Raw genomic sequence first — 14,878 nt, 5'->3', positions numbered from 1 at the left:
CTGGGCAAAGCTAGTGACGTAGCTCCCGGCTCGGCGAACAGATGCAGAAAGCGCGCGCCACCTGATCGTCGGTGTTTCGAGACGCCCACTTTTGGCCCGAAGCGCCAAGTGTCCCGAGGATCGATATACGACCACAGCTGGATCCGCCTCGCGAAGGCGCCCTAGTCACTGGGTCCCAATTGCAGAAGTCTGCGCGCGACCACGTTTGCTCTAACGATATGGGACGGCTCAGTCAGCTTTCGGAGCTGAACCGGCCATCGCGTGCCTTCCGTGATTATCCGCTCACAGGCTCAATGCATACGTTCCCACGGTCAACCTCTGTTAGGGTATGGCGCATTCGGCTACCCTCAACTCTTCTCGCGAAAGGGTCTCCAACAATGGCTGATGCAGATCGCCTCGGAAAAATCGCAACGATCGGCCAAGACCTCATTACGACGCAGTTGACGATGGCAATGCAGACGCCGTCGCAAGCCCTCGAAGGAACCTGGGTACTCGGGTACTGCTTCGGGATCTTCGATGCGCTAGCTCAGCAAGCTGACCTTGATGATGGTGCGGAAGTTTTCAGTCTCGTCACTCTCGGCTTCCTCGGTCTCTTTGCGGACCCTGCCGATCCTGAGGCGGCGGCTTTCATTCGCCGCTCCTTGGACCGTCAGGACAATCCGCGCTTTCAAGAAGGTGCTGCCGCCGGAGGTACCGACGTTTTCGTTTGGGTTGCTGACCGCACCAAAGCACCCAACGCGTTGTTCGAGCATCTCAGCCGATGACCCCAAGACAGAGTATCCAGTCGCACACCTGCGCGCTTCGTCAGCTTGTTCCTCGCCGTGGCGTCGATATCCGCGTAGTCCCATGAGCGGTCATCAGCCTGCCCGTTGCCGGCGCCCCCTTGCCAATCGCCGACCAGGTCCGCTTAGAAAGGTACTTCTGCCGTTAGATGTCGATCTTCTCCGCGATCTCGATTGCGCCGTCGACCTCGATCCCCAGGTAGCGAACGGTGCTCTCGATCTTGGAGTGCCCAAGCAGGAGCTGGACGGGTAGATCAGTACGGCCTTCGTCCGTCTTAGCGAGTGGGTGCCGAACTTTGCAGGATCGAGCCCGATACTGGCGCCCCACTCGTGTACGAGCCGTGCGTAATGTCTGGTCGTCAGCCCGGTGACCCATCGCCACGACCAGCGAAGAGGATTTGGCCCGACTTCCACCCGGTCAGCCTTAGGTATTCATCGACAGCCAGGCGTGTCTGGTCTGTCAACTCAAAGCGCACGGGCCTCCCAGTCTTCTTCTGCCGGATGGTCGCGCGATCCATCGTATAACCACTCGGGGCGACGTCATCGACGCGCAGCGCGACGACGTCACAGCCGCGGAGCTTGCTGTCAATGGCCAGGTTGGAGCAAGGTCGCGCTTTCGATCCGACATCTGAAGCTTGGTCCGTATCGACCAGACGTGGCTGGGGCGCAGCGGCGGCTTGGCGCCGATGAGTCTGCTTTTGTTCCAAGGCTGGCGGCGGACGGGATGTGGTTCGTCATGTACGTTATCGGTTTCCATAGTCGGTCTCCTTTCTAGAGACAGACCAGCATGCGACCGCCCCGAGCCAAGCGGCGGACTCGACGGCTGGTTTCCGGCTACTTTTTCGTCGTCAGGTTTAGCAGGCTACATTTTGACCCTGAATCGACGTGCCGCCGATCGACGATGAGGATTGCTATGATCCAGATCCGACTTGCTGCTTCGGTGACAGGAGCTCGGGGCACCCCAAGCAGTCCTTCGTTGCTCCCGACGCAGGCTACGCCGCCGGCTGGAATCACCAGTTGCGCTGGATCCGCTCAATTCGCGCCGCGGCGCCCTTGAATGCCGGTGTACGAGAGGCGCCATCGAACTCGGTACCAATGAGGTTGTTCGCCGACTGCTCCGGATAGTGGAACGGATAGAACACCATTCCCTGCGGCATGCGATCCGTGACGCATACGCGTGCTTCGATAGAGCCCCGGCGCGTCGTCAGGCGCGCCCAGTCGCCGGACTTGAGGTCGCCGCGCTTTGCATCCTCCGGATTTATCTCGACCTCGCCGTCGGGCCGCATGTAGTTGAGCCCGCGCGAGCGGCGGGTCATCGTGCCCGTGTCGTAGTGCTCGAGCTGGCGCCCGGTGTCGAGGATCAACGGGTAGTCGGCATTGACTTCCTCGATGGCGCGCTGCTGGGTGAGCACGCTGAAGCTTGCCCGCCCGTCATCCGTCGGGAAGCGCTCCGCGTAGAGGAAGCGGGTGCCCGGGTGTGAGGTGTCCGGGCACGGCCACTGCAGACCGGCGTTGCCCTTGAGCCGTTCATGGCGGATGCCCCCATAGGAGGGGACGAGCGAGGCGATCTCTTCCATGATCGCGGCCGCATTGCGATACGACATGGGGTAGCCCATCGCGGTCGAAACGTCGCACACGATCTGCCAATCGGGGCGCGCTTCGCCAGGCGGCTCGACCGCCTTGTTGAGGAGCTGCACACGCCGCTCGGTGTTGGTGAATGTTCCTTCCTTCTCGGCGAACGCCGCAGCCGGCAGCACGACATCGGCGAGCTTGGCCGTGTCGGACATGAAGATGTCCTGCACCACCAGGAAATCGAGATTGGCGAGGCCTTTCTCGACGGCGGCCGTATCGGGACTTGCTGCAATAGCGTTGTCGCCCATGATGTACATGGCGCGGATCTGACCCGTGGCCGCCGCCTCTTCCATCTCGATGATGGAGAGGTAGGGATTGTCCGGCAACTGCACGCCCCAGGCCTTCTCAAACTTCGCGCGCGCGGCGGGATCGGTGATCGACTGGTAGCCGGGAAGCGCGTTGTGATGACCCTGCATGTCGGAAGCGCCCTGAACGTTCGCCTGCCCGCGCAACGGCATCCATCCGGTGCCCGGTCGCCCAACGTGTCCCGTGAGCAGTGCCAGGTTGGCCATGCCGAGTGCACCATCGACGCCCTTCAAATGCTGGGTGATACCCATGCCCCAAAGCGACATGCCGCGCTCAGCTTTGGCATAGAGGCGAGCAACCTCGCGAACGAGGTCAGGATCCACCCTGGTGACGACCGCCATTCTCTCTGGGCTGTACCGCGCCAGGTTGCCGATGTAAGCATCATAGTTCGCGGTGCGCGCTTTGATGAAGGCTTCGTTCGTAAGTCCCTCCCCGACGATAACGTGGGCGATCGAGTTTAGGAGAGACACGTTGGTACCTGGCTTCAAACGCAGCCAGATATCGGCGTGACCAACAAGCTCTGTGCGGCGCGGGTCGGCGGCGATGATCTTCGCACCTCGCTCGTACTTGGCGCGCAGCACCTGGCTTGAAATAACGGGATGCGAGACGGTTGGATTTGAGCCGACAGCAAGAATGACACTTGCCAGTCCGATGTCTATTGCAGAGGCAGAGGGCGCGCTCGACCCAATCGCAAGTTTCAGAGCCACGACGCTCGCCATGTGGCAGAGCCTGGCGCAATGGTCGGTGTTATTGGTACCGACCGCGCAGCGAATGAGCTTTTGCAGAACGTAATTGTCCTCGTTACTGACACGCGCCGAGGTGAGCGCTGCGATGGCGTGCGGGCCGTGCGTGGCTTTGATCTCATTGAGCCGCCGCGCCACATGGGCGATCACCTCCTCCCAACTTGCCTCCTCGAGCGGCGCGCCCTTGCCGCCGCGGCGGATAAGCGGCTTGGTCAGGCGCTCCGGACTCTGGATGAAGTCCATGCCGAAGCGGCCCTTGACGCACAGGTTGCCAGAGTTGGACGGCGACCGCGTCGATGCGTTGACGGCGACGATTTTGTTGCCCTCGGTCTCGAACTCGATGGCGCAGCCGGTGCCGCAGAAGTTGCAGACACTATCGGTCTTCTGGCGCTGAGCTTTGGATGTGACGCCGGAGTCAAAGAGGCTCTTCAAGGCCCCGGTGGGGCAAACGCCGACGCACTGGCCGCAGTTGTTGCACTCGGTGTCGCGGAAATCGTGCGTGCCGCTGACCAGTGCTGGGTAACCCTCGCCGTCGATCGTGTAGACTTGGCGATGCTGGACTGTTTCGCAGATGTTCACGCAGGCCATGCACTGGATGCACTTCTCGCGATTGAGCTCGAAAAACGGCCACGACATCAAAGGTTCGTAGACGCGAGATTCGAATGCACAGGGCTCGATTGCATCAGGCTCGGTTGCACTGGACTCGATCGCATGAAATTCCATCGCGCGAAGCTCCGCAAATTTTAGTTTGACTGCATGAGATTCCACCGCATGAGGCTCGACTACACGCGGGTACTCCGCGCATAGGGCCTGCCTACGTACTCTTTGGTGCCTGCGCCGTACTCGAGCGAATACTTCTGCAGCTTGCAGGATCCTGCGGCCTGGCAGACGCACTGAAGGCAACGCTCGGCCTCTCTCAGGGCAACCTCGTCCGAAAGCCCGAGCTCGACCTCCGCGAAGGCGCCGTCATTGTCCCCGTGGCTGACGTGAGAGGACCTGCGGAACGCCGCCACGCGCGCAGTGCCATCGAGCACCGGCATCTCGGCCATCCTGGCCGGTTGTCTCGCGGTCGCGCCGATATCGAAGAACTGCGGCAGCGATCGCGCGATCGCGTTGGCGATGCCGCGCTCGTCGGCGCCATTGAGGTAGGCATGAATGGCGTAGGCGCCTTTGCGCCCGGCTGCTACGGCTTCCACCACCGTGGCCGCGCCCGTCGCGCAATCTCCCCCTGCGAAAACACCGCGCAGGCTCGTCGTCATCGTCGCCTCATCGATGGTGATGTGACCCCATCTGTTGGTGCCGAGATCGCCGGCGTTGAGCGTCTGCGCATCGACGTCCTGGCCGATTGCCATCAGGATCGTGTCGGCGGCCACGAAATACTCCGATCCTTCGATCGGCTCGGGCCGGCGCCGTCCACTGGCATCGGGCGCACCGAGCGCCATGCGCTGCGCGGTGAGGCCGATGGCGCAGCCGTTCTCGGTCACGACTGCGACGGGCGCCGCGAGAAAATCGAAGGTGACGCCTTCGACCTCGCACTCGTGCACCTCGTGCGCAGCTGCCGTCATCTCCGCCTTCCTTCGCCGGTACATCATGACGACCTCGGATGCACCTTCGCGCCTTGCGGTGCGCGCCGCGTCCGCGGCCGTAAAGCCGCCGCCGATCACGACAACGCGCTTGCCGATCGCGGGCCGCTCACCCCAGTTGACGCTCCGTAGAAACTTCACCGCGGGCATGACGCCGGGCGCATCCTCGTTCGGTACGTTCGATTGCTTGCCGAGCATCGCGCCGATCGACAGGAACACGGCGTCGAAGCCTTGTGCCCGCAAATCCTCGATCCTGTAGTCGCGCCCCATGCGTCGGTTGGTCTTGAGCTCGATGCCGAGCGACAGGATGTCGGCGATCTCCTCGTCGAGGACGTGGTTCGGCAGGCGATAGGAGGGAATCCCGAAGCGCAGGGTTCCACCTGCCTCCTTTTCGGCCTCGAGCACCGTCACCGCGTGCCCTTCGAGTGCCAGGTAATAGGCCGCCGAAAGTCCGCTCGGGCCGGCTCCGACCACCGCGACGCGCTTGCCCGTGCTCGGCTTGGCCAGCGGCTGCGTCGGCAAGCCGGTCTCGCGCGCCTTGTCGGCGGCGTGGCGCTTCAAGGCGCAGATGGCGACGGGCTCGGCGTCGATCTGCTTGCGCCGGCAGGGGTCCTCGCATGGACGCGGGCAGACGCGTCCGAGAATGCCCGGCAGCGGCAGCATCTCCTTGATCAGCGCCGTCGCCGCTACGTGATTGCCCTCCGCGATCAAGCGGATGTATCCCGCGATGTCGATGCCGGCGGGGCACGCCGTCTGGCAGGGCGGCTGGCAATACGCGTTGTGATTGGACAGCATCTCGTTGAGCCGCGCCTTGCGCAGGGCGCTCAGCGCTGGCGTCTCGGTCGTGACCTCGAGCCCATCGGCCACGAGCGTCTGACACGCCTTCGCCGGCTCGCATTGCCCGGCTACCTCGACGAGGCACATTCCGCACTCGCCGCTCGGCTTCAGTCGGGGATCGTCGCACATGGAGGGTATGGAGATCCCCGCCTTCCGCGCCGCCGCGAGCAAGGAGGAGCCGGCCGCGGCCGCAACTGTCATGCCGTCGATAACGACGCGGTACATCCGCGCGCCTTCTTCGACGAGAGTGCCGATGTTCGGCTTGTGGATCTGCCCGGCGATCACTTCAGTGGGTAGCATCGTCGCCCGCCCTTATTTCCAAACCTGAGGCTCGAAGGCCCGAAAGCCTGTGCCGCTGTGGGAGCGGCTGCGCCGGCGTTTATTGATGCGGTCGATACTGTAATAGTTTTGCTCTATCGTGAATTCGCAATAGGTATAACACCATCAAAGAGAACCTAGAGCGCAGCTGGATAGAGGCCGGGTTTCAATCGGCGTCGTCAGCGCCGCCAAGTATTTTGCTCCGCGCGCCATTGCCGCTTTCGCCACATCGCATCCGCGCATCGACATCAAACTGACCGGAGGGGAAACCGCGGGACAATCATCACTGCGCTGGAACGGCTCGATCTCGACGTTGCGATCATGGGAACGCCTCCGGACAATCTCGCCGTCTCGCAGCAGCCGATCGGCGACCACCCATTCGTCATCATCGCGCCCGCTCGTCACGGCCTCGCTGGCCGGCGGCGGCGTCGAGTTGGCAACGCTGGCGAACGAGAACGTTCTCATGCGTGAGCCGGGATCGGGGACGCGCACCCTGATGGAACGTCTCTTCGCCGAGCACAACGTTGCGCCGCGTACCGGAGCTGAATTCGGCAGCAACGAGACGATCAAGCAGGCGGTGATGGCTGGCCTCGGCCTTGCTTTCATCTCCGCGCATACAGTTGCGGCCGAGGTTGCTGCAGGTTGGCTGAGCGTTCTGCCCGTCGAGGGCTTACCGATTGTTCGCCAATGGTACGCCGTCAGAGGCAAACAGAAGCAGCTTCTGCCCGCCGGCGTGGCCATGTGGGACTTTCTGAAGGCGGAGGGCGCAAGCTTTCTTCCCGCTGTCTAGTTGCGGCGCGCCTATCACGACGGACCATTGAGGTGCGGTTGTGGCCCCGAGCGCCGGAGCCTCATGCCAGCTTTCGGACTAGGTCTGCGGTGCGGGTGTCGCCGTGCGTCATCCCACGGTTCGTCCCACGAGCAGAAATCGACCAGCCGTGGTCGGGCACCTCCTGGATGATCGCCGATCAGGTCCGCTCGTGGAGGTGAACCGGCTGTGAGATGTCAGTTTTCTCCGCGGTTTCGTGACTCTCCAGCTCAGTGATGGCCGAGCGGCACAGGGCCTTTCCTAAAAGGTAATAACGTTGATCTTATTCGGTGCGGGGGCTCAGTAGCTCAAGGTTGTCGAAGTTCTTGGGCGTTGTCTCGACCTTGCATGAGCGGTCGTCGAGAACGTCCGCGCAGACAACGTCGATACCGTTTGGATAGGCTGCCACATCCCTGCACTCAGCGTGAAAGCGGCGGGTCTCTGGTGTGTCGGGCTCAAGGCGCTCAAGGTGCTCAACGCCGCAGCTCGTATTGAGGTAGAGCAGGCGCAGGATCATGTAGTCGTGGATCTCCGCGGCGGCGGATGTTGCAAGCAAGAGCGAAGCCACGCTCACCGGGCCGAAGCGGATCACTGTAGGACGCGCTCCGTCTGAGCGCTGAAGAGACCGCCTTTGGTATCGCGCACGACGGCCTTGACGGGTCCACCAACTGAATCGCCGAAGCTGAAGCGGAAGCTTGGGTTCTCAGCGATCGACATGCCGCTTTCGATGGTTACCAGCGGGCGACTGGCGACATCGAGGTCGATGCGCTCGACGAAGTGCGCCGGCAGATAGGCATTGGTCTTGGTGTCGATCTGCATGCCGGAAAAGTTGGGGTGGCGCACCTGCAGCAAAACTTCGCGCCACGCGGGTCCGCGCGTTGCGTCGTGGTCGACACGCAAGCGCGTCTTGCCCAATGAGGCCCGTGCCTCGTCCATGTCCTTCAACGACGTCGACGTGCAGCCACCGGCGCCAGCAACGAACTGGCTGGCTGCATAGGCCTTGCCCGGTTCATCGGCGGTTTCAAGCACGGCGCGAACTGCGCTCATGTCGTTGAGGCGAATACGCGTCTCGATGACACGATCGCCGACGTTGCCTTCGCGATAGCCATCTCCAAACTTGAAGACCGCGGCAATGGGTGCGGGATTTTCGTCGATGATCAGCGAGAGCTGCGTTGCACGCGCGGCAAGGCCGCCGGAGATGTAAATCGTGACGGGCACGATGGAAGCATCCTCGGCGCGTTTAGGCGCGACGATGCGGATCGATTCACCATCGTCGATGATCTGTCGGTCCTGGAACAGGTCCTTGCGGATCGCATCCCATGTGGGATCCGCACGAGCTTGAGTGAGGCAAGCGCAAGAGAGTGCGATGAAACAAACCAGGAAGCGCATTGCCCTCACCCGCTGATCTCAATTGGGCTGTGCGTCGATATAAGTTCGGATCGCCCAGATCGCTTCCTGGTTCAGCAGTCCATGGAACGGCGGCATCTTCTGGCGGCCACCAACTGTCGCGCCGTTGAGCACGCGCGTAATGAACCAGGCGTCCTCGGTCTCTCCCTCGCCGAGCTCGCGCAGATCCGGCGCCATGCCGCCCGATTTCACTTCGAGGCCATGGCAGCGCGCGCAGTTGGAGTTATAGCCGCGTGAACCGATCTCGACGGCGGTGTCGTGCAGCTTTGCGTCGTTGCGATATGGATTCGAAGCTACCCAGGCATCGCCAAGCGGAGGAAGGCCAGTGGTGTCAACTGGCTGGGGGGCGGCGTCGCCATGTCCATAGACAACAGCCGCGGGAAGCAGCACGAACACCAGGAATGCGCCGATGAACGCACGAAATCTCATAGTGGTTGACCTTCTCTAGTTCGCTTTGGATGTTGCTTCGGGTTCGAGCCAGATGCGCCACGACTCGCTGCCGTTGACGTCGAGGAAGTAGGTGCCGGGCTGTTCGATGCGGTACGTGGCCTCGCCGCCGCCGCCGATGTGCAGGTTCTGAACAACCGCTCCGTCGGCGGCCTTCAGGTAGAGCACGAAAATCGGCCCATCACTCTGGTAGCGGAGTAGGGTCGGCTGCCTGATGGAGAACGGCTCGGTAATCTTGGATAGGCGGCCAGAAAAACGCGGCTCGACGAGCTTGCGCGCTTCGCGGTCGAAACACGCCAGGCGCCCGGCGTCGTCGCGAATGGAGACGCAATCGGAGATTGCCGTGGTGGCGGTCGCGTTTACTGTCCCGCACCAGGTTACACAGGCAGTCAAAAAGAATGATGGTATCGACAAGAGCAACGCTCGCGCGGAATTGAGTCTGGTCGTCATTGCTTGACCGTGGGCTCGGCCGGCTCCCACTTGGATCCGTCCGCGTCCCAGACTGCAGCTCCGGTCTGCCAATCGTGCGGGCAGCCTTTGCAGCCCTCCATCAATGCGTCCTGGAAGATGGCAAAGCGGATGCGAACGCCGTCGAAAACAGCGTTGGAGAGATCGGCCTCGTAGAGCTTGGTCTCCTGTAGATCGGTGTTGATGAAGTGAGCGCCGTTGAAGCGGGCGCCCTTCGCCATCGCATTTTCGAGACTGGCGGCGGTGAGATCGGCCCCGGAGAAGTCGGCCTTGGCGATGCGTGCCGAGGTGAAGTTGGCACCTTTCATCGTTGCGCCGGAGAGATTGGCGCGGGCCATAAAGGCAATCTCCAGGCGTGCGCCATCGAGGTTGGCGCCTTTCATGTTGGCGCCCTGCAGATTGGCGTGCCGCAGGTCAGCACGTGCCAGCATAGCGCCTTCGAGGTCGGCATCCTCGAGATTGGCGTCCTTCAGGTCGGCAAATCTGAGATCGGCGTTTTTGCACACTGTCTTTGGCGCGATCGTGCAGCCGTTGATCACCCACGGATCGGGGCGATCTTCCTTGTTCTCGATGACGGGGTAGTCCTGGGCGTGCACGTTCCTTACGACTGCGGGGAAAGCCACAGTCACCAGGAGAACCGCGACTAACGAGGATCGGCGCTGATGCATAATCTGACCTGACGACGGAAAGCCGCGGATAGGGCAGCCGGACACCTCGGCGGTATCCGGCTGCCTCTTTGGCGAGCGGGCCTGAGCGAAGGGCACCCGCTCGAACCTCGTCGTGCGGCTTACTGAGCCGACGCAGTGGTGTGCGGCACCTCAAAGACCCAGAAGGAGCCGCCCTGGCTTACTTGCTTGGTCTGATCAGCCATATCGCCGCCCCACAGCGGAACCGCTCCGCCGTAGCCCGACGTGATGCCGATGTACTGCTTGCCGTCCGTCTCCCACGTGATGGGCTGCGAGACGACGCCCGAGCCGGTCTGGAACTTCCACAGCTCCTTGCCGTCCTTGGCGTCGAACGCCTTGACGTAGCCGTCGCTGGTGCCGGTGAGGACAAAACCGCCCTTGGTGGTCAGAACGCCGGCCCAAAGTGGCATGGGCTCGAGATGCTCCCAGACGACCTTGCCGTTGGTCGGATCGATCGCGCGCAGTGCACCGACGTGATCATCGTGCGTGCGCTTGATGCGGAAGCCCTGTCCAAGATAGGCAGCACCCTTCTTGTAGGCCAGGTTCTCAGTCCAGTAGTCCTCAGTCCAGTCGTTGGTCGGGATGTAGAACAGCTTGGTGTCCTGGCTGTAGGCCATTGGCATCCAGTTGGTGCCGCCGAGGAAGTTCGGCGTCACCTTGATGGTCTTGCCTTTGGCTTCGCCCTTGGCAGGCGCCGGTGGGCGCTGGCCCTCGACCTCGTGCGGACGGCCCGTCGCAACATCCCAACCCGTTGCCCAGGAGATGTTCGGCACCATCGGATAGATGCCGAGCGCGGAACCGGCCTGCTTGGAAATCTTGCCGTCGCGCGCCGTCAGCTTGTCGAGATCGGTGATGAAGAGGAAACCGTTGCGATCGGCATGGGCGCCGGCTCGGACGATCTTGCCGTCCTTCTCCATTTCGAACAGCGTGATCGGATTGTTGCCCGAATAGTCCCAAGCGTCGTTCGGCGTGTGCTGGAAAAAGCCGACTGGCTCACCGGTCGACGGCTCAATATAGACCTGACCGGAGGTGTAGAGACTGTCGTACGGTTTCCAGTCGCCGTTCGGGCCGGAGCGATAGTGATGGTTCCACGGCGCGGGATTGCCGGTACCGATGACAATAGTGTTGGTCTTCTCGTCGTAGGTCGCGGTCTGCCAGGGAGCGCCGCCACCGTGGTTCCAGGCTTCGACCTTGCCGCCGTTCTTATTGTTCGGCCACGATGGCGCCTTTGGATCACCGGTGTATGTGGAGTCCTTGCCGTTGAGGCGGCCCATGTGGCCCTCAACGAGCGGACGCATCCAGATTTCCTCACCAGTGTCGGGATCGCGCGCATAGAGGCGACCTACAACGCCGAACTCGTCACCCGAAGAGCCGTGAATCAGCAGCACCTTGCCAGTCTTCTGATCCTTCACGAGCGAGGGCGCTCCGGTCATCGTGTAGCCGGCGGTGTGATCCTCGAACTTCTTGGACCAGACGGGCTTACCCGTCTTGACGTTCAACGCGACGATGCCCGCGTCCAACGTGCCCATGAACAGCTTGTCGCCGTAGAGGGCGGCGCCGCGGTTCACCACGTCGCAGCAGGGGCGAATGTCGTCAGGCAGGCGATGCGAGTAGCTCCAGAGCCTTTTGCCGGTTTTCGCGTCGAGGGCGAAAGCGCGAGAATAGGAGGCAGTGACGTAAATGACGCCATCATGGATTAGCGCCTGCGTTTCCTGGCCGCGTTGTTTTTCGTCGCCGAATGAAAACGACCACGCCGGCTTCAAATGGGCGATATTATTCACATTGATCTTATCGAGGTCGCTGTAGCGATGATTGCGGACGCCCATGCCCCAGCTAACGACATCTGCCGGAGTTTTCTCATCATTCAAAATATCTTCCCAAGTCACGGGCCTTGTGTCTATTGCTTTGGATTCACTTGGAAAACTGCATACTGCAGCTGTGATTGCCAAAGCTGAAGCGGCGGCAAATAGCGTCGCGCTGACGCCCCGCGCGGGGTGTCGACGTTGCATGGCGTTTCTCCCAATTCGTTTTGTCTAGGGGCTACTATTTGGCACGCCCCGGTGCGTCAACATGAGGCAATTATCGCTTTCGTCCATTCGCCTTTCGGGCAATTAAAATGCAAATCAGCCCCCTCGTTCGACGAAGGTATAGTAATGAATTCAACCTTGGAACTTTTTGGCGGGAAATAATCCCGAAAAATGGGGCGGTGCACTGGCAATTCTTCGGATTCAGCCACGTTCTTCGCCGCTGCTCAGGACGCAACTGTGCCTCAGAGTGCGGCAACCGAAGTTCAGAATGGGAGGAGCGCTGCGGGGCAGACGCTGCCGATGCGGCGCATCGGTGACGATATGCTGTCCTCGGTCGATCAATGCCAATTGCGGGCATCCGCTTGCTCGGCGCCCGCTTGGCAAGCGTCGACAGGGTGCGATCGCGGGGATCGTGTTGCTGTGGTCGGCACCCCGTATTGATCGCTAGATCGACCGACGAACAGGCACTTTCGTCCGCGAGCCTGACCGACGCCGGGTTCTCGGGTCACCAGCGGCGGCGAATGGAGGCGATGACCTTGCGCGTTTCGCCGAGGTAACAGCTGCTGTAGCAGCTAATCACATACTCGTCCGTCAGGTTCGTCGCATTGACGGCGAAACGCCAGTCATTGATCTCATAGTCGATTGCAGCGTCGAACAGAGTGACGTCCGGCGCCGTTACCGTTCCCAGGTAGCCAGGGTTGTCGCCGATGTAGCGCACACCGCTGCCGAAGCCGAGACCTTTGAACGCGCCGTCCTGCAACTGGTAGTGCATCCAGAATGATGCCGTGTGCTCCGGCACCATCGGCGAGCGCTGTCCAAGTTCGCTCGGGTCGCTGCTCTTGGTGATGTCGAACGTGGGTATCCACGTGTAGGTTGCGAGCACCTCGAGGCCCGGCAACGGATCTGCCGCACCCTCGAATTCGATACCCTGCGAATGTATCTCGCCTGTGGCTTTCGCGGCGTAATTGTCGCCCGGGTCGTAGGTGAGGTAGTTCTGGCGCTTGATGTCGAAGGCGGCGACGCCAAAGAGACTGCGTATTCCGGGGATCTCGTACTTGACGCCGACCTCATGCTGCTGACCCGTTTCCGGTTCGAATAGTTCGCCTGACGCGCTCTGCGGGAAGAACGACTCGGAGTAGCTGTAGTATGGGGCTAGCCCGCTCGGGTCACGATAGAGAAGGGCTCCTCTCCAGGTGAACGCCTTATCGGTCTTTTCCTGATCAGCATCGTTGTCGCTGCGGTCGTCGAGTTCCGTCCGAGCCCAGTCGTAGCGGCCGCCGAGTGTAACGATGAGGCGTTCTGCGATCTTCGCCTGCTCCTGCAGATAGAGGCCCGTCTGGCCCAAAACCGTACCCGCATCGGTCGTGATCGCCGGTTCGTCGAAATCGGTGCCGTAGACGGGGTTGCTCAGATCGAGCGGGGACGCCGCCCCGCTGCCCGAACGGATGGAGTACCGGTTGTGCTGGTAGTCGATGCCGGCCAGCAGCGTGTGCTGGACGCTCCCAGTGACGAATTTTGCCTCAGCATGATTATCGACCGTGAAGAGATCGGCCGTCTCGTCAGAGCGGAAGGCAACGCGATTGAGCGTAGCGCCGTTAGCGGACGAGCCGACGCCGTAGACGGTCTTGTAGTCGACGTCGATGGAGGTGTAGCGCAGGTTCTGGCGCACCTTCCAGATGCTGTCGAGGCGGTGCTCGAACAGGTATCCAACCGCCCATTGCTCGCGCTCGAACTTGTCGTGATCCGGCTCGCCTACGAATAGGTTCGGGCGAACCTTGCTATCCGGAGTGGGCAGGTATGTTGCAGGCGAGGGGACGGTGTCATCCTTGCGGTACTGGCCGAGCACTGTAAGGGTCGTGCCCGCCTCCGGCTTCCAGGTGAGAGCCGGTGCGATGAACATTTCCTTCTCGTCGACGAAATCCATCTGCGTGTCGGTGTCGACGACGACGCCCGTGAGGCGGTAGAGGAGTTTGCCATCGGAGGTGGCGGGACCGGAGAAGTCGAAATCCGTCTCGAGGCGGTTGTTGTTTCCAATTCGAACCTGCACCTCGTTGAACGGCTCATCGAGCGGGCGTTTGCTGACGACGTTGATCATGCCGCCCACGTTTCCTTGCCCGTAGAGGACGGACGGAGGTCCCTTCAGCACCTCGATGCGCTCGGCCGCATAGGGTTCGACCTTCACCACGGCCCATGTGTTGTTATTTCTGGCAAGTAGACCGTCGGTGAAATATCCGGGCTGGTAGGCGTCGAAGCCGCGGATACTGACCCAGTCGAACCGGGTATCCAGTCCCCAAATGGCCGGCATGACGCCAGCAGTGTACGCAAGAGCCTGATTGAGGCTGGTGACGGCCTGCTGCGAGATGCGATCAGCGGTCACCACAGAAACGGACTGCGGCGTTTCGATGAGCGGCGTGTCGGTCTTGGTGCCTGTCGCGCTGCGCGTGGCCACGATGCCCTTCACGGGTCCAGTTGCCGTCTCGGTCTGGGTGGAATTCGACTTCGATTGCTGTGGGGCGGTGGGCACGTTTGGCGCTGAAACAGCCTTAGCCGGCTTGGACTTCGCTTTGGCCTTTTTCTTCGGAATTTCTTTCTGAGCTTCGACCGTCACTGGGGGCAGGGGCGTTACTTGCGGCTCCTGTCGGGCTGATGATGGAGGCTCTTGTGCCTTCACTCCAGCAATGCCGACCGTCATCATCGCGACCGTCAACGACGACCGCGCCACACCACGCAAACGCGACATAAGACCCCCGATACGCACACTTGACGCTGGCACCACGGTGGTGCCGTCCGCAACTTTGGGGCGGCCTCCGCAGTTTGTCTACTCCACAAGTATA

The 14,878-nt window shown here is 61.7% G+C and carries 12 protein-coding genes and 1 pseudogene; 3 read left to right on the top strand and 10 right to left on the bottom strand.

Annotated features, from left to right (window positions below):
* Positions 1-377 precede the first annotated feature (377 nt).
* A complete protein-coding gene (locus ACP15D_RS15165) occupies positions 378-764 on the top strand; it encodes a hypothetical protein (RefSeq protein WP_424958275.1) in 387 nt (128 codons plus the stop codon).
* A gap of 163 nt (positions 765-927) precedes the next feature.
* Here the strand turns inward: ACP15D_RS15165 and ACP15D_RS15160 are convergent.
* The 3 genes and pseudogenes from ACP15D_RS15160 to ACP15D_RS15150 form a co-directional block, all read right to left on the bottom strand.
* A pseudogene (locus tag ACP15D_RS15160) lies at positions 928-1,539 on the bottom strand (tyrosine-type recombinase/integrase).
* Between the two features lie 253 nt (positions 1,540-1,792).
* On the bottom strand, positions 1,793-4,099 hold the full coding sequence (fdhF, locus tag ACP15D_RS15155) for a formate dehydrogenase subunit alpha (RefSeq protein ID WP_424958274.1): 2,307 nt from the start codon (positions 4,097-4,099) through the stop codon (positions 1,793-1,795).
* A 146-nt stretch (positions 4,100-4,245) separates the two neighbouring features.
* The gene (locus ACP15D_RS15150; RefSeq protein WP_424958273.1) at positions 4,246-6,183 is read right to left on the bottom strand and encodes an FAD-dependent oxidoreductase; all 1,938 of its coding nucleotides are present in this window, start codon (positions 6,181-6,183) and stop codon (positions 4,246-4,248) included.
* Between the two features lie 339 nt (positions 6,184-6,522).
* Between ACP15D_RS15150 and ACP15D_RS15145 the strand changes: the two genes are divergently transcribed.
* Together ACP15D_RS15145 and ACP15D_RS15140 are read left to right on the top strand one after the other, a co-directional pair.
* Entirely contained in the window at positions 6,523-6,672 is a 150-nt protein-coding gene (locus ACP15D_RS15145; protein WP_424958272.1) for a hypothetical protein, read from the top strand.
* Complete coding sequence (locus tag ACP15D_RS15140; protein WP_424958271.1) at positions 6,665-6,991, top strand: LysR substrate-binding domain-containing protein; 327 nt, start codon at positions 6,665-6,667, stop codon at positions 6,989-6,991. The genes ACP15D_RS15145 and ACP15D_RS15140 overlap by 8 nt, the downstream gene beginning before the upstream one ends.
* A 301-nt stretch (positions 6,992-7,292) precedes the next feature.
* Here ACP15D_RS15140 and ACP15D_RS15135 read toward each other — a convergent pair whose 3' ends face one another.
* From ACP15D_RS15135 to ACP15D_RS15105, 7 genes are all read right to left on the bottom strand, one after another.
* Entirely contained in the window at positions 7,293-7,601 is a 309-nt protein-coding gene (locus ACP15D_RS15135) for a hypothetical protein (RefSeq protein WP_424958270.1), read from the bottom strand.
* Positions 7,598-8,398 (bottom strand): quinoprotein dehydrogenase-associated SoxYZ-like carrier, encoded by an 801-nt coding sequence (locus tag ACP15D_RS15130; RefSeq protein WP_424958269.1) that lies wholly within the window; start codon positions 8,396-8,398, stop codon positions 7,598-7,600. The genes ACP15D_RS15135 and ACP15D_RS15130 overlap by 4 nt, the downstream gene beginning before the upstream one ends.
* 18 nt (positions 8,399-8,416) lie before the next feature.
* Positions 8,417-8,845: a cytochrome c-550 PedF gene (pedF, locus tag ACP15D_RS15125; RefSeq protein ID WP_424958268.1), complete on the bottom strand. Its 429-nt coding sequence runs from the start codon at positions 8,843-8,845 to the stop codon at positions 8,417-8,419.
* A 15-nt stretch (positions 8,846-8,860) separates the two neighbouring features.
* Positions 8,861-9,313, bottom strand: coding sequence for a hypothetical protein (locus tag ACP15D_RS15120; protein WP_424958267.1), 453 nt, complete (start codon positions 9,311-9,313; stop codon positions 8,861-8,863).
* On the bottom strand, positions 9,310-9,960 hold the full coding sequence (locus ACP15D_RS15115; RefSeq protein WP_424958266.1) for a pentapeptide repeat-containing protein: 651 nt from the start codon (positions 9,958-9,960) through the stop codon (positions 9,310-9,312). Before ACP15D_RS15115 ends, ACP15D_RS15120 begins: the two co-directional genes overlap by 4 nt.
* Before the next feature lie 158 nt (positions 9,961-10,118).
* A complete protein-coding gene (locus ACP15D_RS15110; RefSeq protein WP_424958265.1) occupies positions 10,119-12,026 on the bottom strand; it encodes a methanol/ethanol family PQQ-dependent dehydrogenase in 1,908 nt (635 codons plus the stop codon).
* A gap of 523 nt (positions 12,027-12,549) precedes the next feature.
* Positions 12,550-14,784 (bottom strand): TonB-dependent siderophore receptor, encoded by a 2,235-nt coding sequence (locus ACP15D_RS15105; protein ID WP_424958264.1) that lies wholly within the window; start codon positions 14,782-14,784, stop codon positions 12,550-12,552.
* Positions 14,785-14,878: the final 94 nt, after the last annotated feature.

Source organism: Hyphomicrobium sp. 1Nfss2.1, assembly GCF_965243865.1.
In the GTDB taxonomy this organism is placed as follows: domain Bacteria; phylum Pseudomonadota; class Alphaproteobacteria; order Rhizobiales; family Hyphomicrobiaceae; genus Hyphomicrobium_A.
The sequence above is the reverse complement of the archived record's forward strand: the minus strand, read 5'-3'. Positions and strand labels throughout refer to the sequence as shown.

Bases quoted from the DNA above. Each gene is read 5' to 3' on its own strand.
- ACP15D_RS15165 (WP_424958275.1), top strand. From the start codon at position 378: ATGGCTGATGCAGATCGCCTCGGAAAAATCGCAACGATCGGCCAAGAC.
- fdhF (WP_424958274.1), bottom strand. From the start codon at position 4,099: ATGTCGTGGCCGTTTTTCGAGCTCAATCGCGAGAAGTGCATCCAGTGC.
- ACP15D_RS15150 (WP_424958273.1), bottom strand. From the start codon at position 6,183: ATGCTACCCACTGAAGTGATCGCCGGGCAGATCCACAAGCCGAACATC.
- ACP15D_RS15145 (WP_424958272.1), top strand. From the start codon at position 6,523: ATGGGAACGCCTCCGGACAATCTCGCCGTCTCGCAGCAGCCGATCGGC.
- ACP15D_RS15140 (WP_424958271.1), top strand. From the start codon at position 6,665: ATGCGTGAGCCGGGATCGGGGACGCGCACCCTGATGGAACGTCTCTTC.
- ACP15D_RS15130 (WP_424958269.1), bottom strand. From the start codon at position 8,398: ATGCGCTTCCTGGTTTGTTTCATCGCACTCTCTTGCGCTTGCCTCACT.
- pedF (WP_424958268.1), bottom strand. From the start codon at position 8,845: ATGAGATTTCGTGCGTTCATCGGCGCATTCCTGGTGTTCGTGCTGCTT.
- ACP15D_RS15120 (WP_424958267.1), bottom strand. From the start codon at position 9,313: ATGACGACCAGACTCAATTCCGCGCGAGCGTTGCTCTTGTCGATACCA.
- ACP15D_RS15110 (WP_424958265.1), bottom strand. From the start codon at position 12,026: ATGCAACGTCGACACCCCGCGCGGGGCGTCAGCGCGACGCTATTTGCC.
- ACP15D_RS15105 (WP_424958264.1), bottom strand. From the start codon at position 14,784: ATGTCGCGTTTGCGTGGTGTGGCGCGGTCGTCGTTGACGGTCGCGATG.